We start from the raw sequence: 24,768 nt of genomic DNA, 5'->3' as shown, positions 1-24,768 counted from the left end.
GTCAAGCCATTCCGTCGGTAGCCCACCGACTGGAGCACCGTCGGCCGATAGGCCGTCTGCTTCCGGACAACGAGAACGTTCAGTGGCCAAAGCCGGCTCGGATGGCGTGTGGCTGTCGCCGGCCGAGATGGACCTTCGTGCTCAGGCCACCGCGGGGGCGTCCGAGCGCATGATCGTCAGGTTCGGACCGGTCCGGCACCCCCCCTTTTCCCTCGTAGGCCTGCGATGCTCCAAGGCGCAGTGGCGCATGCGGGGCAAGCCCTGTCTCGATGCGCTTCCAGGAGCGCGAGACCGACGGCCGGATCGAAGAGGACGCCAACGAGAGGGTGTCAGACGGTCCGTTCGGCACCGTAATAGCCGTGATGCATCCGGAACCGCATGGCATCGGTGCCGTCCGCCCGGATGTGCTCGATGAGCAGAGACCTCAGCGGCTCCGGCAGCTGTCTGCCCTGTGCCCGGGTCCATTCGAGAGAGGAGAACAGCTCGGCGGCGCCGTCGAGTTGGACCGGGCTGAGAGGGGACACGGCGCACGCGGCGAGGACGAGGCCGGGATCCTCGGTCAGGAGCTGGCGGAGCACCGCCATGTCGTACCACATCAGCCCACCGGCCGACCTCCGGGCGGATATTCCGGCCCAGGCCAGCAGGAGCCGGATCCGTTCCCTGCCGTCGGGATACTGCTGCCGGGCGAGAGCGCCGAGCCGCTCGCCCGCGTGCTGACGGTCACGTGACCAGGCGCCGTAGTCCCGCGCAGGCGGGCGGGCCACGTCCGCTGCGGCCTGGCCCAGACCGTCCGGCGCGGCCCGTATCCAGCGCATCCGGCGCCGCTCCTCCTCGGCCTCTTCCTCGGCCAGTTCCTCCTGCACCCTCCGCGATCCGGTCAGCCCTCGCTCCGCCAGCCATGCGGTCAGCGCCGGTCCGTCCCGCAGGTCGGCGTCGCAGTCGCCTATCCCGCGCAGACCGGACTGGTGGTGCAGCGTCCACCGAGCGACCGGATCTCCCTGTGTGCCGTACACAGTGATCGTCGGCCAGCCGGAGCAGCGGCACGTGTCACCGGTGCCGCCGTCCACGATGGCCAGGCGTTGCGCCAGTTCGCCGATCTCGGCACCGGTCAGGGTGAGGCGCGGCAGGTCGGCGGAGTCGGCCTCGGAGGGCGGCGCCTCGACGATGACGACACGCGAGGCGCGGTCCAGCACCTCCCGCAGCCGAGCCGTCGTCGGCCGGTCCTCGCCCGTGTCCTCTCCTTCCTCGTAGTTCACGGCAGTGACGATACGGCAGCTCACCTCGCGGGCGGCTGGCCCCGGCCGGTCCCCGGGCGGCCCGCCCGCGGCTACGAGCGGGCCGATCCGGCCTGATCCCCGAGCGCTCCCGGCCGGGGAGGCGCGTGGACCGGGTGCCACCATCGCAGCAGCACGTGCCGTGCCCGGAAGCGTCCGGGCACGGCACCTGTGCGTGCGGCTCAGCGCGTGACGTACACCGTCGCCGAGGCACTGCTGCCCGTGTGCAGGTCGTCGCCCTCGTACGACACCGTGTAGGTCACGTCCCGCCGTGCGCGCGGCATGTCGTTGACCGTGAACGTGCCGTCGGCCGCCACCGGGACGGACGAGAGCGAGCCCGTGCCCAGCCGGTCGGTGCGCCGGACGGCGAGCGTGACGCCGGCGGGGAGGGCGCGGCCCTGGGCGGTCAGCTTGCCGGTGATCTCCACGCCCCCGCTCATGGAGGCCTCCTGCGGGGCCGTCAGCGCGATCGACATCGGCGCCTTGGCCACGTCGACGGTGATCGAGACGTCCTCGGCCGGGCGGTGCGTGATGTCGCCGAGGAAGGACAGCGTGTAGGTGGCACTGCCGACGGCGTCCGGCACGTCGAGGACCGTGAACGTGCCGTCCGCAGCCACCTCCGCGGCGGCGAGCGTACGGGTGCCGTCGGCGGTGGTGCGTACGGCGGTCACCTTGGCCGGCTCGGCCGGTGCGGGACCGTCCAGTTCGAGGCGGCCTCGGATGCCGACCGGTTCGCCGACGACGGCCTGGGCCGGCGTGTGCGTCAGCGCCCCGCTGAAGCGGGAGTCGTACTGCGCGGCGGGCGGCTGGATGACGTGCAGCCAGAAGGCGTTGCCGTACGCGTTGGTGGTGAGCGCGAACAGCCGGGAGCCGTCCTTCGACCATTCGAGGCCGCGGTTCACGACACGGTTGCCGTCGAGGTCGCCCTCGTAGGCGAACTCCGTCGCCGTCGTGCCGTTCGCCGGATCCGCGGGCTGGATCAGCAGATCGGGCGTGCTGCCGGCGGCGGAGGCGCCGCGCGCCACGTACTTCCCGTCGCCGCTGAACGCGACGGCCGACGAGGTGGCGCCCGTAGGCAGGGGCTGGTAGACACCGGCATCCGTGAGGTCGCCCGAGTTGAGCAGGCGGGTTCCGTACGCGGCGTCGGCGACGGCGAGGTGCTTGCCGTCCGCGCTGACCGCGAGGTCCTTCGGGTCCAGGCCGCCCTTGCCCTCGGCGTCCGCGAAGCGGCGGGAATCACCGCGCACGGGGGTGGGACCGGAGGTGTCGAAGGACGTGAGGAACGGGTCGGTGGCGTTCGGGCCCTTCGCCTGGCCCATGAACAGCCGGTTCGGCGCTCCGCCACCGGTGGCGAGCAGGATCTTGCCCGCCGCGTTCCAGCCGGTGCGCGCATGGAGGCCGTCGGTCATCGAGTCCAAATCGGTCTGGTTCTTGTCGCAGTGGTAGTCGCTGTACGCCGGGGTGGTCGTGTGCCAGCTCTTGGTGCCGGTGACGGCGAGTTCGCGCCCGCAGTCGTCCGTGTACGCGCCGGTGTGGCCGGTCTCCTGCAGCGTCTGCGTGTCGTAGGCGACGACGTGGCTGCGCTGGCCCACGTACAACGTGCCGGCGTCCTCGCTCAGCGCCAGGCCGGAGGCGCGTGACGTGGTGTAGAACGTACCGACCTTCTGGCCCTGGAAGTTGTACGCGACGACCGTGCCGCCGTAGTGCGCGTACCCCGCCCTGTCGGAGACGAAGACGCGCTCGTGGACCGAGTCGACCACCATGTCCGAGAACGAGGAGATCGGCAGCTTGGCCACCACGTCGGACGCCTCCGCCGCGTGTGCGGCCGGAGCCGCGACGACAAGGCCTCCACCGCTGATGACAGTGGCCGCCACCATGGCGGCGAGACGTCGTCCCGTGTACTGAAACGTGCTCAACTATGCCCCCCACAGGCTCAGTTCATGTCCGTCGTCGAACATGAAGATTCCATGGAACATGTGAGCGAGCTGTGGACACAAGACGCCGCACCGGGATTTCGCGAGGAGTTCGGCCCGGCGGGTCAGCCGAGACGGGCGACCGGCTCGCGGGGTACTCGTCCCACAGCTCCTGAGTTCACCAATTTTGACAGCACCTGGTGCTTGCCGCGGTGTGAGTGGCGTGTCTGTGCCACAGGTTAGGGTCGGCCGCGTGAGCGACTACTACGACTTGTTTCTGGCGGTGGATCTCGCTCCGGAGCTTCCCGAGGCGGTGCTGCAGGAGCTTCGGTGGCACCTGGGGCTGACCGACTCCGAGCCCGATGTGCATGCCGCTGCTGACTGGGCGGAAGGGCCCTGGCAGGTGTTCGGTGGTGGCGAGGCCAGCCATGGCTTTGATGGTGCCGACGCTGCTGTGTTGGTTCAGGCCGCGGACCGGGTGGATGTGGACGGCCGGGCCCCGTGGGCCCTGACCTTGCGGTCCTGCGTCCACGAGGACGATTTCGGGATCGTGATGGACGTGGTGGCCTGGCTGCTGCGGCAAGCCACCACCGACGGGTGGGTCGGGCTGGTGAGGTGCTCAGCCACGGAGACCGGCCACCACATCATCCGCCGTCCCGGCGGGTTCGAACTGATCGAAATGCGTCCGGCGGGGAAATGGGCTCAAGTGTCCTGGTAGCCGTTCGCGCCGTGGAGAGAACAGGTGGACGTCCGGCTCGGCGACGGCCTCCTCGGCGGGCCCGGCTTCGGCGAGTGCGCTGGTGACGGTGCTGACCATCCACCTGGCCTGCTCCTCAGTCACGTCATCGGGCTTCAGCAGTTCGCCGGCGTTCGTGTAGTCGACGTACGGACCGCGGAAACTTTCGGCCGGCGTCTATCACTGTGGCGGGATCGGGTGCATGCTGTGCGCACCCCGTCCGGTGTTGAGCCGGGCGGGGGCCAGTCCCTCCCGGCTTCCCACGGGAGGGAAGTCGTATGTCAGCCACCAGCTAATGGATCACGGTGGTGCGACCATGATCAATCCCACCGCTACCGGCTGTTCCGTTGTTCCAACCGCCGGGTCCGGGCAGCGGATGGTGCCGACCGCCGCCGCTCGGGCCTGTTGCGGCCGGTGACTGGGGTCGACTTCCCTGAAGGCGGCAAGGCGACGGCGTCCGAGAACGGTTTTCAGCGGGTGAGGTCAGCCAGGCTGTTCAACGCCGTGTCGATCTCGGCTGGAGTGTTGATTACGGCGGTACCGATCCGGGTGTAGGTCGAGGTGGACAGCCGCACGCGGTGGGTGGCGGCGTGGTCGACGACCTGCTGATGGGTGTGTCCGGCCACGCTGAAACAGGTGATGCCCGCTGACAGCTCCGCGTCGGCAGGGGTGTGCACGGTGACCCCGGGGATGCGGCTCAGTCCTTGCTTCACTCGCGTCGACAGCTGTGTGATGCGGGCGGCAACGCGTGCTCGGCCCAGCTGCTCATGCAGCGCTACCGCCACCGGCAGGGCGAAGGCATGCTCGAACGCCAGAAACCCGCCGGGCGACAAGGGCGCTGCTCCCGCGCCCCTGATGAAGCTCACGAAAGTGGGCCGCAGCTGGTCGAGGACGTCCGGCGCCACCCAGACCAGCCCCGTTCCTCTTGGTCCGAACAACCATTTGTGCGTTCCGGCGATCACCACATCCGCGCCCAGGCCGGCGGCATCCTCGTCGATCGCGGCCAGCCCGTGCACGCCGTCGACGACCAGCAGGCACCGGTCGGCAGGGCGGCGGCCTTCATTGGCTCGGCGCACCACCTCGGCCACCGCACGCACCGGCATCCGAAGCCCCGTGCTCGACTGCACCCAGGTGATCCCCACGACTCTGGTGTTCGGGCGTATCGCCTCGCCGACTGCCGCTGCGATGCCCTCCGCCGTCGCGGTGGCCGGATCGGCGAACCAGGAGCCCATCCGTAGCGTGTTGCCATGTTTGTCGGCGGCCAGTCGGGCGGCGGTGCGATGGGAGATGTGGTCGTGCTCGGTCAACAGGAACTCCTGTCCCGGACGGGTCACGACGCCGTTGTAGAAGAGGCCCAGCCCGATGCTCGTGCTCGCCGTCATCGCGATGTCCTCGGCCCGGCCTCCCAGACAGGCCGCGAGTGCCTGGCGTACCCGGGGCCATCCGGTAGGACCATCGGGCAACGCCAGCCCCGTGGGCACCGCGAGGGGATTGGCGTCGACCTGTGCACTCAAATGATCCACCGCATCCCGCACCACCTTCGGATGCGAGGCCAGATAGAACAACGCAAGGTTCACCCATCCAGGCTCCAGGCGAAACTGCGCCCGCAAGGCGTCCCAGTCCACGCGCCCGTCGATCGTGGTGACCGGCCGTTCCCGCGGTGTGTTCACCACTGCCGCGCCGGAGCTGGGCACGAGGGTGACCGCCACCGCTCCCGCAGATCTCGCCAGCAGACCGCGCCGACTCGTCATCGACATCCTGCACCCCTTTGCACCGCGACCGGCGGAGCGGTGGCGGAATGGCTGTCCGGTGCCCTTCTGGTGACGAGGTTACGCAAAGTGGCCGCGTACGCCGACAGCACCATTGCCCAAATGGCCTCCATCGAGACGCCGCACAGCAGGGACCACCCGAAGAGACCAGCCGTCTTTCCTGGAGAAGCACTCCGTCCCTTCCTCTTCGCTGGTAGGGCGACGTGCCACGTTCCGTTGACATCCACAGCAGTGCCGAGGCCGGAGGAATGCGACCGGATAGGCCCCGGCGACCACACACGGTCACAACCTGGGTGAACCCACCGGGACCCGGGCTCGCGGGTGGGCGTCAAGTGGTGCACGGTCGCCGTGGTGCCGACCGGTGTGGCGGGTCAGGACGGTCCTGCGCCGTGCGGCCGGCGCGCGGGTTCGCGCAGCAGGTGCACGTCGTTGCGCAGGACCTCCAACCACTGCTCCAAGTCGGCCAGTTCGGGTACGTCAGCGGCCGGGGGGCCGGCGGGGGGCAGCGGTTCGGCGAAGTCGTACGACGGGCCGCCCCCGTCGGCGGCGGAGGCCGCCGTCGCGGTCAGCGCGCGTGAGAGCGTGCCGGCCTGCCGCCGTGCCTCGTGCGCCTCCCGCTCGGTGAGGGCGACGCGGTCAGGCCGGTCGTAGAGGGGGATCCAGTAGCTGCCGGCCAGGGCGTGCTGGCCGACCATGAGGGCCACGTGCCAGTCCGTCGCGTCGCCGTCCTGTTCCAGGGAGCCCGGCTCGCACAGGTACTGGGCGTAGGCGGTCTGTGCGAGGACCAGGGCATGGGAGGCCGGCTCGCCGTCGACGGGGGCGCCCCGGCCGGGGCCTGTGAGGATCGCCGCCGTCACGGACGTGACCAGTGTGGCGCACTCCCGCAGCAGCCGGGCCATCGCGTTGAGCAGTTCGCGCCGCGCGCCCCTGGGCCACGCGAGCAGTCCGCACAGCAGGCCCACCGTGCTGCCGATGAGGACGTCCAGGAGTCTGATCTCGTCCAGTTGCCATGTCGCGGGCGCCAGTTGGGCGAAGACGATGGACACCAGGACGGTGAACATCGCCTGGGCCCAGGCGATGCCCACCAGCGGTCCCAGTGTGAACGTCGCGACCATGACGGGAGCGAGAAGGGCCGCGTACACCATGCTGTCGGGGCCGAGCACCGTGAGCAGTGCCGCTGCGCACAGAGCGCCGGCGAGCGTGCCCAGGAGGGCACGCGCCACCGCCTGGCGGGTCTGCACCACGCTCGTGCGTACGAGCGTGAGGACGGCCAGGAGGACCCAGAAGCCGTGGGAGAGATCCAGCAGCCCCGCGACCAGGCGTGCGACGCCGAGCCCGAGGGCGACCCGGACGGCGTTCTGGAAGAGGACCGACCGGGGGGTCAGATGGGCGCGTACGCGCCGGGCCCACAGCCGCCAGGTGGGCGCGTCGGCGTACCAGAACAGGGACCGCGGTTCCACGCGGCCGATGCCTCGGCCGAGCAGGGCCACCCGTGCGGCGAGCTCGACATTGCGGGCCGACTCGGCAGCGGCGAGGACGGCCGCCCGGAAGCGCGGGTCGTGCTCGGGCCGCTCGCGGACGGCCCGGCGTCGTGCCGTCTGGAACCGGACGATGGCCTCGTGCACTGCGCCCGCGCGCGGCGGTGCCGCGTCGCCCAGGGCGTCGGCAGTGTGCCGGCACGTGTCGGCGACCGCCTCCAGCAGGGCCGCGGCGAGCGCGTCGGGGCAGTCGCGCCGGGTGCGGGTAAGTGCCCTCAGCTGGTGCAGCAAGCTCCGGGCGGACGCCCCGGCCTGGGCATAGGCACGGCTGGTTCGGGACGGCGCCGCGGGCCGCTCGCCCTGCGGCAGCCTCGCGGGACTGAGATCCTCGGCGATTGCCTCCACCGCGCGGTCGTCGGCGCCGTCCCCCGTCCGGCCGTCGGCGGCGAGGCGGGCCGCGAGCTGCGCGGCCGTGGCGCAGGCGAGGGCCAGCCGGGTCCGGTATCCGCGGGTGGGCTTCTCGGGCAGGAGCCAGCGTTCCGCCGCGGCGAGCAGGCCCATGCCGAGGGCCAGCCCGGCGAGTCGGTCTCCCATCTGCTGCGGGGCGTAGGGCGGAAAGCAGGCCAGGATGTAGCACAGTTGGAGACCGCTGGACGCCCCGGCGACGCGCGGTCCCGCGACGGCGCTGAACGTGAAGGTGAAACCGACGACGACCATGCCCAGCACCGCCGTCACGGTGTGTACCGCGAGGAGGGTGCCGACCGCGGTGAGCGTCAGCGCCACCGGCAGTGCTTTCACCACACCGGCCGACCGGGCGCGACCCGGCCCCGTCATCCGGGACAGCACCCCGAGGGCGATGACGCCGAAGAGTGCGTAGACCGACATGACCGGGCGTTGCAGGCCGTACCGGCAGGTGTAGAAGCCGGCGCAGACGGCAACGGTCACCCTGAACGCCGAACGCAGTGCGTCACGGCGTCGCGGCGCGTCCAGTGACCGGTCGTCAGTCACGGTGCGGGTGGGGCGTTCGCGTACCGGAAGCTGCGCGAGTGCGGTACAAGGCCAACACCACCTCCGACGAGCCGGCGAATCGGCGGGCCACGCCGTCGGCGAGGCCCGTTTTCCAGCGTAGGCCCCGGTGCCCCCGGCGGAGGGCGACTGTGCGGGAGGCGATGGGGCCGGGGGCCGCCGGGGCGACGGATCCGGGCGGGAGTCGGATAATGACACTGACGGACCACCTGGAGTGTCTTGTGCAGCGATACCCCCTCATCGCGGACCACGGACTGGTAGGCGATCTGCAGACGGCGGCCGTGATTTCGTCGGAGGGCGTCGTCGACTGGTACGCCGCCCCGCGGTTCGACTCGCCCGGCATGTTCTCCGCCCTCCTCGACCATGACGTCGGAGGGCACTTCAGGCTGGGGCCCGACGCTCCGGACGGGACGAGCAAGCAGTTGTACTACCCCGGCACGGCGGTCCTGGTGACGCGGTTCATGTCGCCGGACGGGGTCGGGGAACTCATGGACTGGATGCCTCCCCTGCTCTCACCCACGCCCTCGGACCGGCACGCCCTGATCCGTGTCCTGCGGTGCATGCGCGGCACCATACGGTTCCATCTGGAGTGCGCGCCCCGTTTCGACTTCGGGCGCGACCGCCACACACTGTCCACGGATGGGGAAGAGGGCTCGACGGGCGAGTGGCGGGCCGTGTTCCGCGGTGCGCGTCTCGATGCCCATCTGCAGGCCACGTTCCCTTTGAGCCGGCAGGGCGAGGATGTCGACGGCACGGTCGTACTGAACGCCGGTGAGACGGCGGGCGTCGCCCTCACCGTCTGCGACGCGGGCGGCGAAGCGCCCGAGCCCATCGCCGTCGGCGGGCTCACCGAACGGCTGTGGCAGGCGATCCGGTTCTGGCAGGGCTGGTTGCGGACCACTCGCTACTCCGGCCGCTGGCCGGACATGGTGCACCGTGCGGCGATCACGCTCAAACTGCTGACGTACCTGCCCACGGGGGCGCCGATCGCCGCCGCCACCATGGGTCTGCCGGAGCAGATCGGCGGGGAGCGCAACTGGGACTACCGCTACACCTGGATACGGGACGGTTCCCTGTCCGTCCGGGCCCTGCTGGACCTGGGCTTCGTGGAGGAGGCGACGGCCTTCACCGACTGGCTGATGCGGCGGCTCTCGGAGAGGGCGGACCTGCCGCACGGGCCCGGCGGAACGCCCTTGCAGATCATGTACCGCGTCGACGGCGACCCCAACCTGCCGGAGGAGATGCTGGGGCACCTGGAGGGCTACCGGCGCTCGGCTCCCGTTCGGGTGGGCAACGCGGCCAAGGACCAGTTGCAGCTGGACATATACGGCGAAGCCCTCTACGCCCTCGCACAAGGGCGGGGCGTGCACGGCCCGGACCACGGCCCCGGCCTCTCCTCCCGCGAATGGAAGGCCGTCGCACGCGTCCTGGACGAACTCACCACGCTGTGGGACCGGCCGGACGACGGCATCTGGGAGACCCGGGGCGGCCGGAAGGACTTCACGTTCAGCCGGGTGATGTCCTGGGTCGCCTTCGACCGGGGTCTGCGGCTGGCGGACCGACTGTCCTGGCCGGCCGACGTGGAGCGGTGGAGGACGGCGCGCGACACCGTCTTCGCCCAGGTCATGGAGAAGGGATGGCACAGCGGCCGCCGCGCCTTCGTCCAGCACTACGACGACGACGTCCTCGACTCCTCGCTGCTGCTGGCCCCGCGCGTCGGTTTCACCTCCTCCACCGACCCCGACTGGCTGAGCACGCTGGACGCCGTGGAGGGCTCTCTGGTCTCCGACAGTCTCGTCTATCGCTACGACCCCCACGCCTCGCCGGACGGACTGCGTGGCAGCGAGGGCACTTTCAGCCTCTGCAGCTTCCTCTGGGTCGACGCCGTCGCGCGCGCCGGGCGCCTGGAGCAGGCTCGGTTCGCCTTCGAGAAGATGCTCACCTACGCCAACCACGTCGGGCTCTTCGCCGAGGAAATCGGTCCGTCCGGCGAGCAGTTGGGCAACTTCCCGCAGGCCTTCACCCACCTGGCGCTCATCATGGCCGCGACGACGCTCGACGACGCCATCGACCGGCTGGTGCTGGGCCAGGCACCGACACACCGTCGCAGCATGCCGCCTCACCTGTTGTGACGCGGATGCGGTTCGAGCGGCACAGAACTAGCCTGAAAGGGTCCGTCCTGTGTCCGGGGCTCACGCCACGGAGGGTCCAGTGGACGATCAGCACTATGACGTCGTCATCGTCGGCAGCGGTGCCGGTGGCGGCACGCTCGCCCACCGCCTCGCCCCTTCGGGCAAGCGGGTCCTCATCATCGAACGGGGCGGCTACCTGCCGAGGGAGCGTGAGAACTGGCAGTCCCGTGCCGTGTTCGTCGAGTCGCGCTACCGCGCCGACGACATCTGGTACGACCACGAGGGCCGGCCCTTCCCGCCCGAGGTCAACTACTACGTCGGCGGCAACACCAAGTTCTACGGCGCGGCCCTGTTCCGGCTGCGACCCGAGGACTTCCACGAGATACGGCACCACGGCGGGCTGTCGCCCGGCTGGCCGCTGGACTACACGGACCTGGAGCCCTACTACTCCCAGGCGGAACAGCTCTACCGGGTGCACGGACAGCACGGCACGGACCCCACCGAAGGCCCGGCGAGCCTTCCGTACCCGCATCCGCCGGTGACGCACGAGCCCCGGATCCAGCAACTCGCCGACCGGCTCGGCGAGCTGGGACTGCACCCCTTCCCCCTGCCGATAGGCGTCGACCTCACCGAGGGCCCCGACGGACTCCCCACACGTGACAGCGCGTGCGTGCGGTGTGACCGGGTCGACGGCTTCCCCTGCCTCCTGCTCGCCAAGTCGGACGCCGAGACCGTCTGCGTCACCCCGGCCCTGCGACACGGGAACGTCTCGCTGCTCACGCACGCCAGGGTCGACCGACTCGAGACGGACCCCACCGGCCGGACCGTCACCGAGGCGGTGACCACCCTGGAGGACGGCACGACCGCCCGCTTCCGGGCGGACGTCTTCGCCGTCGCCTGCGGCGCTGTGAACTCCGCCGTCCTCCTCCTGAATTCGGCCTCTGCGCTCCACCCCCGCGGCCTCGCCAACAACTCGGACGTGGTGGGCAGACACTACCTCCGGCACAACAACGAGGCGCTCATGGCGGTGTCGCGGGAACCCAATCCCACGCGCTTCCAGAAGACCCTGGCCGTGAACGACTGGTACCTCGGCGCGGACGACTGGGACTACCCGCTGGGCGGGATCCAGATGCTCGGCAAGTCCGACGCGGAGCAGATCCGCGCCGACGCCCCGCACTGGGCGGGCGTCTCACCCCCGGACATGCCCCTGGAGGTCCTGGCCCACCACTCGGTGGACTTCTGGCTCTGCGGAGAGGACCTGCCCGACCCCGACAACCGGGTCACCGTGGGCCCGGACGGCAACGTGCGCCTCGCGCTCAGGGACACCAACACGGAGGGCCTGCGGCGCCTTCGCCACAAGCTGGCGGGCATGCTGGAGGAACTGGGCATGCACCCCCACCGCCTCCTGCCCCACATGGTCTACCTGCACAAGGACATGCCGATCGGCGCCACGGCCCATCAGGCGGGCACCGTCCGTTTCGGGCACGATCCGGACTCCTCCGCCCTGGACGTCAACTGCCGTGCCCACGACGTGGACAACCTGTACGTCGTCGACGCCGGATTCCTCCCGAGCATCGGCGCGGTGAACCCGTCCCTGACGGTGATGGCCAACGCCCTGCGTGTCGGCGACCACCTCGTCCAACGGCTCCGATGACCCGGGACCCCCCAAGCCCCACCGCACGGGAGAGACCATGGCAACAACGGACAGCGTCGACGCCCTCGTCATCTTCGGCGCCACAGGAGACCTCGCCAAACTGGAGACCTTCCCGGCGCTCGCCGGACTCGCGGGGCGAGGGCTGCTCGACGTGCCCGTGATCGGTGTGGCGAAGAGCGGCTGGGGACTGGAACAGTTCCGGGACTACGCGACCGCCTCCTTCCGCAACAACGGCATCGACCCGGCCGGTGCCCCGGCCGGTCGGGTGCTCGACGCGCTGCGCTACATCGACGGCGACCTCACCGACCCGGCGACGTACGACACCCTGGCGCGCGAACTCCGCGACTCCCGACGCGCGCTCTTCTACCTGGAGGTCCCTCCGGCGCTGTTCGGGCGCATCACCCAGGGCATCGCGACCACCGGGCATGCCGAAGGGGCCCGGGTGATGATCGAGAAGCCCTTCGGGACGGACCTGCGCAGCGCCCGCGAGCTCAACGCGACCGTCCACGAGGTGTTCCCCGAGGACTCGGTCTTCCGCGTGGACCACTGGCTCGGGCTGGAGCAGATCGAGAACCTCATGTTCGTCCGCTTCGCGAACTCCGTTCTCGAGCCACTCCTGAACCGCACATACGTCGAGAGCATCCAGATCACGATGGCCGAGGCGTTCGGCGTGGACGACCGCGGCCGCTTCTACGACCGTACCGGAGCCGTGCGGGACGTACTGCAGAACCATCTGCTGCAGGTGCTCGCCACGGTGGCCGCGGACCCGCCGGAGGGGCCGGGCCTCGCCAACTGGCAGGACTCCCGGGCACGGGTCATCAAGGCCCTCCGGCCGCTCGAACCGCACGACACCGTGTTCGGCCAATACGACGGGTACGACGACGTCGACGGCGTGGCCGCCGGCTCCCGCACCGAGACGTTCGTGGCGGCGCGGTTCGCGGTGGACTCGTGGCGCTGGTCCGGGGTGCCCGTGTACATCCGGGCGGGGAAGAAACTGCCGATGACGGCCACGGAGGTCCTGGTGACGTTCCGGCGCCCGCCCTGCGACACGTTCGGGCTCGGCCCCGCTCTCGGTTCCAACCACCTGCGCGTCCGGTTGCGGCCCGATACGGCCATGGAATGGGCCATGATGGGCAAGAAGCCGGGCCCGGGCGCCCAGCCGCAGATCGACGCGCTCGCCTTCCACGAAAGCGCCGCCCAGGACATGCGCCCCTATGACCGGCTCATCGGCGCGGCGCTGGAAGGGCAACGCTGGTTGTTCGCCCGGCAGGACACCGTCGAGGCCGCGTGGAGCGTCGTCGACCCGGTGCTCGACGGCACGGAGGGTGCCCCGCATCCGTACGAACAGGCCACCTGGGGCCCGAAGGAGGCCGAGACGGTGCTGCGGCCCGGCGAGCACTGGCACGACCCCCTGCCACCCGATGCCGGCCCGTCCCGGGCGGCGTGAGCGCTGGGCGTCGTGCGGCCTGGGGTATGCCGTCCCAGGGGTGTCCCTGTCACGCTCGCGCGTGAGGGGGTGGGGCTTGACCGAGGGCCCTGGACACGGGTGCAGCCCGTACCGGGAGAAGTCATCGTGCTTCGCGGCCCGGAGGCAGCCGACCGGTGGATGTGGCTGATGATCGGCTGACCGCGAGGGCGCAAGCCGCGACCGTGGCCGGGCCGCGCTCATGCTTGTCGCGGCCGAGCAGCCGGCCGAGGAAGTTCTTGGCCGAGCATGAAGGAGTGGTCCATGTTGCCGATCTCGTACCGCCAGGCGCCGAAGCGGCCGCGCGAGCAGATGCCGTGAGGCGCCAGCCAGGAGTGGATGACGTTCAGAGCGGTGTCCCGGCCCAGGGTCGGCACGGGATACGTCCTCGGCGCCGCGCAGTGCCAGGTCGACACGATCAGGGACCGGTCGCTCTCCCGCAGCAGCCCCGCGCGCCCGAGTGCACCCGCTCCACGGCGACGATCGCGGCCGCGCGCAGGCCGCTGCCGCTGAACGGTGACGGCGCAGAACTATGACGGCCGACCGACGGACGACGGACGACGGACGACGGACGACGGACGACGGACGACGGACGACGGACGACGGACGACGGACGACGGAACAGCCGGGCGCAGCCACTGGCTGCGGCCGGCTGTTCCGTCCGTACTCCTGGAGGGTCAGGCGCGTCGTCGGGCCCACAAGGGGGTGACGAAGGCGATGAGAGCCGCTGCGATGCCGATCTGGAAGATGTGGCGGATCCAGTCGATGCCGCCGGTGTCGCGCACACCGACGGCGGTGGCGAGTGCGTTGCCGCCGACGGCGCCGACGATACCCAGGATGACCGTCAGCCACAGGGGGATGGGCTGACGTCCGGGAAGGACCAGCTTGGCCAGCAGGCCGATGATGAGCCCCGCGATGATGGCCCAGAGGAACGACACGACAACTCCTTCCGCTCAGTGCCCCGGACTTCGGGTGTCATTCGCGTGCCCGCCGAAGGCGGCCATAAGCGTCCTCCACAGGTGTCTCCGCACCATCACCGGGCTCAGCACCGGAGCGCGCAAAGCTTCAACGGCCCGCATCGGAAGGATGATTGCCTCCCGGCCGGGGCTCCGGCACAAGGGCCCAAACGCCGTCATCGGCGTCGAGGCGGCGGCCGGTGCGCTGAGTGGCCCGTCGGCTGTGGGGAGCCGTACGAGGTCCTCGCCGATCAGGTCGACGAAGAGGAACGTCCCCTCGCTCTCACTCGGCGGCTGCAGGGTGGCGCTTCCCTTCACGCAACCCGGCCGATGCGAGCCTTCTTCACAGCGTGGCGCAGCAGGAGGCGGGGTGATCGGCGCACCAGCAGGCCCGTCGCCATGCCGATGGCGGCGCCGGCGGCGACGTCGCTGGGATAGTGCGCGCCCGAGTGCACCCGCTCCACGGCGACGATCGCGGCCGGTACCGCGCAGGCCGCTGCCGCTGCCGGCCAGGCGCCTGCCGCGGCAACGGTGAAGCCGACGGCGGCCGCGGTGTGCCCGGAAGGGAAGGAGGAGCTGTCCGGCCGATCCCGCACCTCACTGTGGGGGACGAGGTCCTCCGGCGGACGGCGGCGTTCGTACAGCGGCTTGCAGACCGCGTTGGAGACCAGCTCCGCCGCACCCATGCCGATGAGCCCCGCTGCGGCGGCTGTCCGGCCACGCCCACCGCCGACAGCGGCCATGATCGCTGCGGCACCCCACCACAGCTTCGTGTGTTCGGCCGCGGAGCGCACTCCTGCCAGGACCCGGTGCGCCAAGGGCGACGTCCAGCGCGCTACACGCCGGGTGAGGTGCCGGTCCACTTCTCGCCACTCGGTTGCGTCGGCCATGATCGTCTGTTTCCCGCTCGGCGCGCGGGTACACCGCCAATCGTACGGACACGAGTCGGGCGCCGAACGGCGCGAGCTCTCCTCACGGGAAGCCTGCCGGACACAGGAGGAGGAGGGCACGGCGGCGATCTTGTCGAGATCGGACTCGCCACCATGCTCGCCACGCAGTGGTACACCGGCGCCGGTCGCGCCTATGCCCGCCGCCGCGCCGCGGCCGCAGCAGCGGTGTAACAGCGAGGCCGCGAAGTCTGCACTTCCTCGCCTGTTGTCCGCGCCGACAGCAAGCGCTCACGCGCCAAGCTTGCCGACCGTGTCCCGCAACGACGCTGTCACCCGCGCCACGTCCTCCTGCGCGGGCGACGACGTGCCCAGAAGGTCCACCAGCTCCGCTCGCGACAGAAGCACTGCTGCGCCGTGAAAGGCATCGCTGTCGAGAGCGGTCCGGTTCACCACCTGCGCCGTGCCTTCCAGCAGGACCAGCGCAGCGTCGTCCTCGGTCGCATCCAACAGCTCTTGGACGACCGCTTCGTCGATCACTACGTGCTCCCTTCCCGTGGTGTGCTCGAGTCAGCCCGGGGCCAAAGGAGCCGGGCTGCCGGCTCCTTTCAGTGTTTCCCCATGGCCCCGCGGACGGCGTCCTTCGTACGGTCCATGAGCGCGGCGACCGGACCCAGCGCCATGTTGGCGGCGCCCGATTGCACCGCCGGGTGCGGGCGGGTGGGGGCCATGGCTTCCGCTGCTTTGACGGCCTTGGCCATCGCGGCGAGCTGTGTGGCGTCGGTGCTGCGGCGGATGTGCGCGAACTCGTAGCGTTCCTCGGCCCGTGCGTGCTCCTGGACGTCCGTCCGCAGCTGCACGAGACGGGGCATGAACTTCGGGTCGTCGGTGTCGAGGTCGTCGAGGGCGACCAGGGTCTCCTTTGCCGCCTTTTCCTCGGCAAGGCGGTCCTCGACGACCCGCTCACCGCCCGGGATGCTCCGGCGGGCGAAGGGATGGACGACCTCCTCCTCCGCCGTCTCGTGCACGGCGAGCAGGCGCACCAGGCGGCGGAAGGCGTCGCGGCGTTCCTCACCTGTCGTGGCCTCGACCTCGTCGAAGAGGTTGCGGATGTCGCCGTGCTGGCGCATCAGCAGCGCCACCACATCAGTGTCCTGGCCGTGGTCGTCGCCGGCCTGAGGGGTCTGGAGTTCGGACATGGGGCCCGTCCCTCACTTCTCGCGCATCGCGGGGTCGGGGTGCTCGCCTTCGGACTGCACGCGGTACTCGCGGCCGAACATGGCGTCGTGCTCGGCCATGACCCGCTCGCTCGGCGGCTCCTCGCCGCCGTGGATCTGCTCCTGCATCTGTTCGAACCGCTCGTGCGCCTCACGCACATAGCCGGCGCCCAAAGTGGTCAGATCCATCTGGGTGTCCAGCAGTTCCCGCAGGTAGCCCTTGTTCGGCTCGAAGGTGAGCACGTTCGGCAGCTCCGGGGCCAGGATCTCCGCGGGGTCGCGTCCGTCGTGGCGGCGCATCATGTCGCAGGCGGTGTGCAGGTGCTCGAGCTCCATGTTCAGGTGCAGCTCCCAGATCGCCTTGACCTTCGCATCGCTCTCCTGCTCCATGAAGGAGTGGTACAGGTAGCACTCGTTGTACTCGTGGTTGACGAGCTGCTCCCACCATGTCTCCCCGGGGTCCACGAGGGACTCGTAGTGGGTGACGTGCTCCTCCTCGATCAGCCCGATCTCCTGATACAACTGGCGGGCGATCGGCTCCATGTAGGTGGGGCCGGTGTTCATGTAGAAGTTCATCGTCTGCTGCTCCGCCGCCAGAACGGTCAGCGCATGCGGCTTCGACAGCGGGTCGGTGGCGTTCTTGTCGTACGGATCGCGCACATTGTCCACCGGGTCACGGTGGTGGAACTTCGTCGGCCGGCCCGGCATGACCTCGGTCAGCCCGTCCACGATCGACTCCGCCTTGCGGTGCTCGATCATCTCGTACAGGTTCGCGTACCGGTACAGATGGTCAAAGTCCTCCAGCACACCGAACTGGTACGCCTGCTTCAGATACGGGTCCGGCTCCATCCGCGCGATCCACGCCGTCAGGTCCACCGCGACCTGCTCGTAGGCGATCGTCGTCTCCAGTACCGACGACACCCCCGGCAGCAGCCAGTTCACCGCCTTCTGCTGCTGCGCCTCGATGTACCGGGTCCGGGCGAGCTGTCGTTTGATCTCCGGGTCGGGGCAGTGCCGCGCGAGCTGGTGGCTGAACAGGATCGCCTCCACCTCGATGCCGTTCATCGTGATGATCCGGCAGCGGGTGTACGGGTCGCAGCGGTCCGGATCGATCGGCTGCACGTTCAGCTCACGCCAGTTGCGCAACTGCCGGTCCAGCGGGATACCTCGCTGCTCGAGCGGATTGAAGGTCACGGCCGGTTCTCCTCAAGGTCAGACGGGGCGGTTGAGCGGAGTACCCCCGCATTCGCGGTCCATGTCCGCCCGGTCCGCAAGGCACCCGGCACATGCCTCGCCCACTCGGACGCGTCGGCGAGCGCAAACGCCCGGACGGGCGCACCCGCGCCCCCAACGGCGCGGCAGTGAGGTTGCGCCCCTCCAGGTCGAGCAAGCTGGACGCGATCGCGGCGGCGCTGCTGGAGCAACGTGAAGGCGAGGAGCACAAGGCGCATGGCGACCTGCGCAGGATCATCGGCATGGACGAGGAGATCTGAACCGTGGCCGACGGCGTGGAGATGGGTGCGTACTGCGTCGGCAGGTGGCGTAGCGACGCACCCGAAGGGCACTCGCCGAGCGGTGGAACGAGCGATCCGGTGATTGAGTGAGTCGTCGGACATCGTGCGGAAAAGGGGTTGTCCATGCGAGTGCGTGATTCCGTGGTCGTGATCACAGGGGCTTCCAGCGGCATCGGCCGGGCCACCGCCGTCGCTTTCGCCCGCAAGGGATGCCCTGTGGTCCTGGCGGCGCGGCGCGTGGAGGCGCTGGAGGCGGTCAGGCAGGAGTGCGAACGTCACCGTGGCGCGGAGGCGCTCGTGGTGCCGACCGACGTCACCGACCCCAAGGCGGTCGATGATCTCGCCCGGCGCGCCGTGCAGCGCTTCGGCCGCATCGACGTCTGGGTCAACTGCGCGGCCGTCACCGTGTTCGGACCCTTCGAAGAGGTCCCCCTGGAGGACTTCCGCAAGGTCATGGACGTCAACGTCATGGGATACGTGCACGGCGCCCGCGCCACCCTCCGCGTCATGCGCGACCAGGGGAGGGGAACGCTGATCAACGTCTCCTCCATCGTGGGCGTCGTCAGCCAGCCGTACACCCACGCGTACGGCATGTCCAAGTACGCCATCCGGGCGCTGAGCGCCAGCCTGCGCCAAGAGCTGCGGTTGAACAAGGCGAAGGGCATCCACGTGTGCACGGTGCTGCCCGCCACGATCGACACGCCACTGTTCGAACACGCCGCGAACTACACGGGCCGCAAACCGCTGGCGATGCCCCCGGTCTACAGCCCCGAGCGGGTGGCACGGGCCATCGTGGATCTGGTGCGCGTGCCCCGGCGGGAAGTCGTGGTCGGTCCGATGGGCCGTTCCATGGTGCTGGAGTCGAGGATCATGCCGGGCATGGTGGAGCGGATGATGGCCCGCCAGGTGGACAAGGCCCATCTCTCCCGCAAGGAGTACGCTCCGGCCGGTCACGGCAACCTGCACGTGCCGGCGCCGGGTACTGGCGCCTCCCATGGCGGGTGGGGCGGGCGCCGCCGCACGGCGATGCGCCGGCTGACCGCCGCCACGCTGATGGCCGGTGCGGTTGCGGGCGTCGCACGACGGGTCCGGACGCATTGAGCGGCTGGGACGCGCACGACTTCCCCTGCAACCGGGCACCCTCGTCCACGCCGCCGTCCTGGGACCACCCGCCGTTCCGGAGGTGGTGTGCGTCCACGGCCTCGGCTGCTCCTGCCGCTACTGGCTGCCGTACGCCAGGGCCCTGACGCCGCATGCCAGGACCGTGGTGGCGTTCTGCCGGGCATCGTGTCCCGCCGCGATGTCCGCGAGATTGCCCTGCTGGGCCCGCATCATGAAATCTCGTCCTGGGCGCTCGCCTCGACAGCGAACGCGTACGGGTTAGCGGCCTGGAAGCGTCCCGGACGTCAGCCGGTGGTCGGAAACGGTCCGCGTGGACAGCGCCCAGCGTCCATGCCTTCCACGGCCACTCCTGGACTTCTCGGCCAAGGTGTGCCGCTCACCCGGACAACGTGCCGCTGCGCGTGTCGGGCGTGTATCGACGACGCCCGGCTCAGACGGCGAGACCGGCGACCGACGTCCGAAGCTCACCCCGCTGAAGTTCACTGGCCTCCGTGCGCCAAGGGGACGTCGAAAATCGACAGTGACCAGATGGGCCCAGCCCGTCGCGGCATGAAATGCCGTGGCGAGGCGTTCTCTTTGAGGAGGCTGCGGTCCAGGGAGCAGTCGGTTCGAGGGCGTGGGTATACGCACAGGCGGCGTTCCGCCGGACAGTCTGTCTCGCCGGAGCGCGTCCGTCTCACCGGACACTGTGCGTCCACGGAGGTTTCGTTGCGTCTTTCCCACAGCAGGCCCACTGACCCCGGTTACACCCGCCGACGCCACGGGCGCGGCTTCCGCTACCTGGACGCCCAGGGCCGACCGCTGCGCGACCCTGCCGAGCTGGATCGCATCCGCGGGCTGGTCATCCCGCCCGCCTGGCGGGACGTGTGGATCTGCGCCCGGCCCAACGGTCACCTCCAGGCCGTCGGCTCCGACGCCGCCGGGCGCCGCCAGTACCTCTACCACGCCCAGTTCCGCGCCCAACAGGAGGAGGCCAAACACGACCACGTCCTGGACGTCGCCGACGCCCTGCCCGCCGTACGGCAGGCCGTCGAGGGACACCTGAGGGATCGCGGACTGACTCGGCAGCGGGTCCTGGCCACTGCCGTACGCCTGCTGGACCTCGGCTTCTTCCGTATCGGCAGCGACCGCTACACCGAACTGAACAACAGCTACGGCCTGACCACCCTGTTGCGCGAGCACTCCCGCTGCCACGGCGGTGCGGTCCTCTTCACGTACACCGGCAAGCACGGCAAGGAGATCATCCAGACCGTCGCCGACCCCGCCGCCTGCCGCAGTCTCACCGCGCTGCTGCGTCGCCGCGGCGGCGGCGACCGGCTCCTCGCCTACTGGGAGCGGCGCTCCTGGCACGACGTGAGCGGCTCCGACGTCAACGCGTACCTCAGGGAGCTCGCCGGCCTGGAGATCACCGCCAAGGACTTCCGCACCTGGCACGCCACCGTCATGGCCGCCGTCGCGCTGGCCGTCTCGCAGTCCGTCGCGCGCAGTGAGAGCGCACGCAAGCGCGCCATTGCCCGCGCCTGCCGTGAGGTCGCCGGCTACCTGGGCAACACCCCCGCCATCTGCCGGGCCTCCTACATCAACCCGCGCGTGATCGAGCTGTACGAGGAGGGCGTCACGGTCGCCGGCGCGCTGCCGCGCCTTGGGGACGAGGGCGCGTACGGCATCCCCGCCACGCAAGGGCCCGCCGAACGGGCCGTCCTGCACATGCTCAGGACGGATCACCCGCCCCAGAGCGTCTGATCACGGCCGGGTTGGTCACCTGCTGCGGCGGATGCGCGCTGTCTGCACCAACGCTGTGTGACGTCGTGATCGGGACGCAGCCCGAGCCGGAAGCGCTGGGGAGGTCCATGCGCTCGAGTCTGCATCACGTCGGGCACAGCTCCTCGCCCAGACGGATCAGCGGCCGCCCTCAGCGCCGGCACTGGCGCCTCTGCCGACGACCAGCTGTGGTGGGGGACGGTGCAAGGGCCGACATGGTCGAGGGGCCGCTGGCAGACTTGACCGCATGTCCGAGCAGCTTCCCGGCGCAGCGCCGAACGATCCTCTGCACGAGTACGCGATGCTCTATCCCGAGGTGGTGCGGGCGGGTTCTCTGCAGAACGCTCTGCAGGTCGTGGCCGACGGTGCGGGCTACGGGCTCACGGTCGAGCTGACGTCCTCACCGGGTTGGCGTCACGTGGCGGCACAGGTGGCAGCCGACGGTTTCTCGGCGAATGTGTTGATGGCTCGCGGGGAGCGCAGCTTCTCCGTCGACTGCTCGGCCGGTGGAATCCGCATGGCCACCGGCAATATCGACGGCTTGTCCGAGGTTGCCGGGGCGATGCACTCCTGGCTGCAGGGGCCTCGGGTGCGTGAACTCGTCGCACAGTGGCCCTTTCTGCGGACCTGGGAACTCGCAGAGGCCCATGAGCGCGGCGAGGCTGTGCCGGTCCGGTGGCGCCAACTGCGCGCGGCTTCCGCCCGCATGCAGGACACCGCGCTGCACGAACTCGTCGAGGCCGCCTTCGAGCAGCCGCGACTTCGGGTTCTGTCGCCGGGGCGGAGCATGTACTGGCTCACCTTCAGCCGCCGGGCCTCGCCGCCCATCTGCCACGACCTGCCGCGGGCGATGCCGCTCGGGAACGGCCGCTACCGGGTGCGGTTCGCCGACGGCCGAGTGCAGGACGTGGACGGTGCGGCAGAGGCCGTCGCGGTGATCCTGGACCGCCCCTCAGCCTCGACGCCCAGCCGTGTGAAGTCGCACGCCGCTGGTACAGCTGCTTCGCTGGAGAAGAGGGCCGATGCGGTCGTGCCCGCAAGCATGAGGAGTGACTATGGCGGTCTGTGAAGTGTGTGGCAATGACTACGCCTTGTCGTTCGAGGTTCATACTGCAGGCGATGCGGTGCACGTCTTCGACAGCATCGAATGTGCCGCGCATCGTCTCGCGCCCATCTGCGATCAGTGCGGATGCAGAATCCTGGGCCACGGGTCGCAGGTTGCAGGGCAATTCTTCTGCTGTGCGCACTGCGCTCGACTTCACGGTCATACGGAACTGGCTGACAGCGCCTGAGCCCGCATACGCCGCTGACGAGCAGAGCAGACGGGCAGGGCTCGATCGCGAGTCCTGGAACGGCATGATGGCCTTCATGAAGTCGCCGCATCTGATCATCTGGCGCACGTTCCACAGGCCAGATGGGCCTTGGCCGGCTATCCGCCTCGCTGATCCTGAAGGGGGTCGCTGGCCGTGAAGGCACAGGGCACAGGAGTCAGCCGGGGTGCGGCCTGAGCCGACCCGGGCCACGGCGACGCCGGCCGCGGACCTCCTGTGGGGCGTGTGCTCCCTGAGGCGAGCGCGCGTCCGTGGCTCCCAGCCGAGTGAGGTGATCAGGCCGTTGCACGCCTGCTCGCAGTTCGTCGGCAACGGGCAGCCCGTTGTTGTCGGCGCGCGGTCCGCAGCCCGCTCCGTCATGGTGGTTACCCGTAACGAGCGCGGAGGACGTGATGACCGAAGCCGTCGGCAGGGACGAGGTCGTGCCCGGAGGTACCGAACGGATCTACAGGTGGTTGTCCCACGACAATGCGGACTGGTTCGACCAGCAAGGCGAAGCGATGCAACGCCGTCTCCTGGAGCACCTTGTGGAACTGGTGAGCAGGATGCCGGGTGGTGGCATGGGGTCGGAGGCAGCAGAGCAGGCGGTCAACGAGTACATCGCGGAACGTCGACGGCGTTGATCCATCGCCGCATGCATCCGGCCGGCTGTCTCGCACCGGTGCCGCGGGTCAGCGGCCGTCGGCCTGTGAGCAGGTCGCGGGCGCGGGCGCGGGCGCGGTCGACGAGGTCGGCTCCGGGTGCGAGGAGTTTGTCGACCGTGTCGGATCACTGTCCGTTCAGCCGACGTACCGTCGGGCGGTGGAGTGCCGTTGCGCCGTCTCGAGGAGCTTGAGACGCCGCTCGACGACGGGTGGCACGACTCGCTGTTCGCGCAGTACCCAGGGCATTCCGGCGAGGGCAGCGCCGAAGGCGCGCAAGGACGCGCGGTCGCGGGGAACGGTACGGGCGTGGTGCACGGTCATGGACTCCTCGTACGCGAGCCACCAGCCGATAGTGGACAGGTCCGCGGCCAGAAGCTCTTCCTCGCCGCCCAACCAGAGCCGCTCACTGAACCCGCCGGCTGATCCTCGTGAATCGAGCCGACGTGGAGCGGTGGGTCGGGGGTGATGCGGCATGCCGCCGCGGCTGTTACGGAATCACTGTTCCAGTTCATCCTCGACCGGTGTTAGTGCTTTGTTAGGTGGTGTCGTAGGGCTGCCATGGCACGGCCTGTTGGCAGGTGGGGCAGGTGCCGGTCCAGGTGGCGATGAGGTGTTGGAGGAGGTCCAGGGCCTGGTAGAGGGTCAAGCCCTGGCAGGGGCTTTTGGGCAGGTCCGCTGTTCGGTCAGGAACAGGTGGGCGGCGGTGACGAGGGTGACGTGCCGGTACCAGCCGGTGAACGAGCGGCCTTCGAAGTGGTCGAGTCCGAGCGTGGACTTCAACTCGCGGTAGTCGTGCTCGATGCGCCACCGCAGTTTCGCCAGCCGGACCAGGTCACGGGCAGGGATGTCGGCGGGCAGGTTGGATATCCAGTACTTGACCGGCTCGTCCTGGCCTTCGGGCCACTGGGCAATCAGCCGGCTCAGCGGGATCGTGCCGTCCTCGGCGGGTTTGGGCCGTCGCCCCGCGAGACGGACGCGCACGAGCACGAAGTGCGAGCTCATCGCGGCTTTGGAGCCCTTGCGCCAGGTCAGGGCCCGTCCCTGGTGTCGCCCTGCGGCCAGTACGTGTTCGCGCAGCGACACCGGCCGGGTGCGGTAACGCGGGAGGGGCCTGGGTCCGAGACCGCCGTAGGGCGGCTGGTGGGGTTGTGCAGCCTCACCATGGGCGGTCATTTCGGCCTTGGCCTGCAGGACGTAGGCAAGACCCCGGTCTTCCAGGCCGTGGCGGAAGTCGGCGTTTGCTCCGTATCCGGTGTCCGCGACCAGCACGGCGGGTCTGAGCCCGGTGCCGGCCAGTTCGTCGAGCATGTCCAGGGCCAGCTGCCACTTGGGCCGGTGATGCTCGTCGTCGGGGATGCGACAGCGTTCCCGTCGGGAGTCCGCCGCCGGCGTGTCCCAGCTCTCGGGCAGGAACAGCCGCCAGGACAGCGGGCACGAGGCAGTGTCGGAGGCGGCATGGACACTGACGCCGATCTGACAGTTGCCGACCTTGCCCAGCGTGCCGGAGTACTGCCTCGCCACCCCCGGCGAGGAGATGCCGTCCTTGGGAAAGCCGGTGTCGTCGACCACCCACACCTGAGGACGGACGACCCGCACCGCCCGCCATGCCAGCCGGGCCCGCACCGCGTCATAAGCCCAGGTGGAGGAAGTGATGAACTGCTGGAGCTGCTGATGGTCCACTCGGAGGCGCTCGGCCATCGGCTGCATCGACTTGCGTCGGCCGTCCAGCAGCAGACCCCGCAGATAAAGGGCACCCTTCTCACGTTGATCCCGCCGCACCAGCGGCGCGAACACCTCGGAGGCGAACTCCTCCAACCGGCTCCGACACGATGCGAGTTCCCCAGCCCTCATACGTCCAGAGAACTGCCAGACTCCCAACGTGACAAGGC

21 protein-coding genes and 2 pseudogenes are annotated in these 24,768 nt (G+C 69.9%); 10 read left to right on the top strand and 13 right to left on the bottom strand.

The annotated features are described in order from the left end of the window. Window positions 1-85: 85 nt before the first annotated feature. The 3 genes and pseudogenes from HW130_RS37070 to HW130_RS25610 form a co-directional block, all read right to left on the bottom strand. A pseudogene (locus HW130_RS37070) lies at window positions 86-208 on the bottom strand (IS5/IS1182 family transposase); the annotation flags it as partial. 121 nt (window positions 209-329) lie between these two features. After that, window positions 330-1,256: a hypothetical protein gene (locus HW130_RS25615; RefSeq protein WP_177152051.1), complete on the bottom strand. Its 927-nt coding sequence runs from the start codon at window positions 1,254-1,256 to the stop codon at window positions 330-332. Window positions 1,257-1,456: 200 nt separating this feature from the next. Next, on the bottom strand, window positions 1,457-3,190 hold the full coding sequence (locus HW130_RS25610) for an Ig-like domain repeat protein (protein ID WP_256356333.1): 1,734 nt from the start codon (window positions 3,188-3,190) through the stop codon (window positions 1,457-1,459). Between the two features lie 250 nt (window positions 3,191-3,440). Here HW130_RS25610 and HW130_RS25605 point away from each other — a divergent pair, with 250 nt between their 5' ends. Then, the gene (locus HW130_RS25605) at window positions 3,441-3,905 is read left to right on the top strand and encodes a hypothetical protein (protein WP_177152050.1); all 465 of its coding nucleotides are present in this window, start codon (window positions 3,441-3,443) and stop codon (window positions 3,903-3,905) included. A 488-nt stretch (window positions 3,906-4,393) separates the two neighbouring features. Here HW130_RS25605 and HW130_RS25600 read toward each other — a convergent pair whose 3' ends face one another. Beyond that, on the bottom strand, window positions 4,394-5,680 hold the full coding sequence (locus HW130_RS25600; protein ID WP_256356332.1) for an aminotransferase class V-fold PLP-dependent enzyme: 1,287 nt from the start codon (window positions 5,678-5,680) through the stop codon (window positions 4,394-4,396). Between the two features lie 383 nt (window positions 5,681-6,063). Beyond that, on the bottom strand, window positions 6,064-8,178 hold the full coding sequence (locus HW130_RS25595; RefSeq protein WP_177152049.1) for an FUSC family protein: 2,115 nt from the start codon (window positions 8,176-8,178) through the stop codon (window positions 6,064-6,066). A gap of 239 nt (window positions 8,179-8,417) precedes the next feature. Here HW130_RS25595 and HW130_RS25590 point away from each other — a divergent pair, with 239 nt between their 5' ends. From HW130_RS25590 to zwf, 3 genes are all read left to right on the top strand, one after another. Then, window positions 8,418-10,328 carry a glycoside hydrolase family 15 protein gene (locus HW130_RS25590; RefSeq protein ID WP_177152063.1) on the top strand — a complete coding sequence of 637 codons (1,911 nt, stop codon included), beginning with the start codon at window positions 8,418-8,420 and terminating at the stop codon, window positions 10,326-10,328. Between the two features lie 79 nt (window positions 10,329-10,407). Beyond that, window positions 10,408-11,982 (top strand): GMC oxidoreductase, encoded by a 1,575-nt coding sequence (locus HW130_RS25585; protein WP_177152048.1) that lies wholly within the window; start codon window positions 10,408-10,410, stop codon window positions 11,980-11,982. A gap of 37 nt (window positions 11,983-12,019) precedes the next feature. After that, the gene (gene zwf / locus HW130_RS25580) at window positions 12,020-13,429 is read left to right on the top strand and encodes a glucose-6-phosphate dehydrogenase (RefSeq protein WP_177152047.1); all 1,410 of its coding nucleotides are present in this window, start codon (window positions 12,020-12,022) and stop codon (window positions 13,427-13,429) included. A gap of 218 nt (window positions 13,430-13,647) precedes the next feature. Here the strand turns inward: zwf and HW130_RS25575 are convergent, their stop codons facing one another. The 6 genes from HW130_RS25575 to HW130_RS25550 all read right to left on the bottom strand — a co-directional run bounded on the left by HW130_RS25575 (window position 13,648) and on the right by HW130_RS25550 (window position 17,701). Continuing rightward, window positions 13,648-13,824, bottom strand: a complete 177-nt coding sequence (locus tag HW130_RS25575) for a hypothetical protein (protein WP_177152046.1) — start codon at window positions 13,822-13,824, stop codon at window positions 13,648-13,650. 300 nt (window positions 13,825-14,124) lie between these two features. Then, window positions 14,125-14,385, bottom strand: a complete 261-nt coding sequence (locus HW130_RS25570) for a GlsB/YeaQ/YmgE family stress response membrane protein (protein ID WP_177152045.1) — start codon at window positions 14,383-14,385, stop codon at window positions 14,125-14,127. Between the two features lie 332 nt (window positions 14,386-14,717). After that, complete coding sequence (locus tag HW130_RS25565; protein ID WP_177152044.1) at window positions 14,718-15,293, bottom strand: phosphatase PAP2 family protein; 576 nt, start codon at window positions 15,291-15,293, stop codon at window positions 14,718-14,720. 288 nt (window positions 15,294-15,581) lie between these two features. Then, on the bottom strand, window positions 15,582-15,830 hold the full coding sequence (locus HW130_RS25560; protein WP_177152043.1) for a hypothetical protein: 249 nt from the start codon (window positions 15,828-15,830) through the stop codon (window positions 15,582-15,584). Between the two features lie 68 nt (window positions 15,831-15,898). Further along, window positions 15,899-16,489, bottom strand: a complete 591-nt coding sequence (locus HW130_RS25555; protein ID WP_177152042.1) for a hemerythrin domain-containing protein — start codon at window positions 16,487-16,489, stop codon at window positions 15,899-15,901. A gap of 12 nt (window positions 16,490-16,501) precedes the next feature. Further along, window positions 16,502-17,701 carry a hypothetical protein gene (locus tag HW130_RS25550; RefSeq protein WP_177152041.1) on the bottom strand — a complete coding sequence of 400 codons (1,200 nt, stop codon included), beginning with the start codon at window positions 17,699-17,701 and terminating at the stop codon, window positions 16,502-16,504. Between the two features lie 92 nt (window positions 17,702-17,793). Here HW130_RS25550 and HW130_RS25545 point away from each other — a divergent pair, with 92 nt between their 5' ends. The 6 genes from HW130_RS25545 to HW130_RS25525 all read left to right on the top strand — a co-directional run bounded on the left by HW130_RS25545 (window position 17,794) and on the right by HW130_RS25525 (window position 22,858). Further along, window positions 17,794-18,000: a hypothetical protein gene (locus tag HW130_RS25545; protein ID WP_177152040.1), complete on the top strand. Its 207-nt coding sequence runs from the start codon at window positions 17,794-17,796 to the stop codon at window positions 17,998-18,000. A gap of 144 nt (window positions 18,001-18,144) precedes the next feature. Further along, window positions 18,145-19,122 (top strand): SDR family oxidoreductase, encoded by a 978-nt coding sequence (locus HW130_RS25540; RefSeq protein ID WP_177152039.1) that lies wholly within the window; start codon window positions 18,145-18,147, stop codon window positions 19,120-19,122. A gap of 729 nt (window positions 19,123-19,851) precedes the next feature. Continuing rightward, a complete protein-coding gene (locus tag HW130_RS25535) occupies window positions 19,852-20,886 on the top strand; it encodes a DNA topoisomerase IB (protein WP_177152038.1) in 1,035 nt (344 codons plus the stop codon). Between the two features lie 265 nt (window positions 20,887-21,151). Further along, window positions 21,152-21,973 (top strand): DUF6193 family natural product biosynthesis protein, encoded by an 822-nt coding sequence (locus HW130_RS25530; RefSeq protein WP_177152037.1) that lies wholly within the window; start codon window positions 21,152-21,154, stop codon window positions 21,971-21,973. Then, complete coding sequence (locus tag HW130_RS36215; RefSeq protein ID WP_256356331.1) at window positions 21,960-22,196, top strand: hypothetical protein; 237 nt, start codon at window positions 21,960-21,962, stop codon at window positions 22,194-22,196. Before HW130_RS25530 ends, HW130_RS36215 begins: the two co-directional genes overlap by 14 nt. 431 nt (window positions 22,197-22,627) lie before the next feature. After that, on the top strand, window positions 22,628-22,858 hold the full coding sequence (locus tag HW130_RS25525; protein WP_177152036.1) for a hypothetical protein: 231 nt from the start codon (window positions 22,628-22,630) through the stop codon (window positions 22,856-22,858). Between the two features lie 156 nt (window positions 22,859-23,014). On the opposite strand, the pseudogene HW130_RS25520 reads toward HW130_RS25525, so the two are convergent. Together HW130_RS25520 and HW130_RS25515 are read right to left on the bottom strand one after the other, a co-directional pair. Next, window positions 23,015-23,320, bottom strand: a pseudogene (locus HW130_RS25520) (glycosyltransferase family 2 protein); the annotation flags it as partial. A gap of 201 nt (window positions 23,321-23,521) precedes the next feature. Then, window positions 23,522-24,730, bottom strand: a complete 1,209-nt coding sequence (locus HW130_RS25515) for an IS701 family transposase (protein WP_177152034.1) — start codon at window positions 24,728-24,730, stop codon at window positions 23,522-23,524. Window positions 24,731-24,768: the final 38 nt, after the last annotated feature.

This window comes from Streptomyces sp. PKU-EA00015 (genome assembly GCF_013387495.1).
GTDB lineage: Bacteria > Actinomycetota > Actinomycetes > Streptomycetales > Streptomycetaceae > Streptomyces.
Note: the sequence above shows the minus strand (reverse complement) of the source record. Positions and strands in the feature narration are given on the sequence as shown.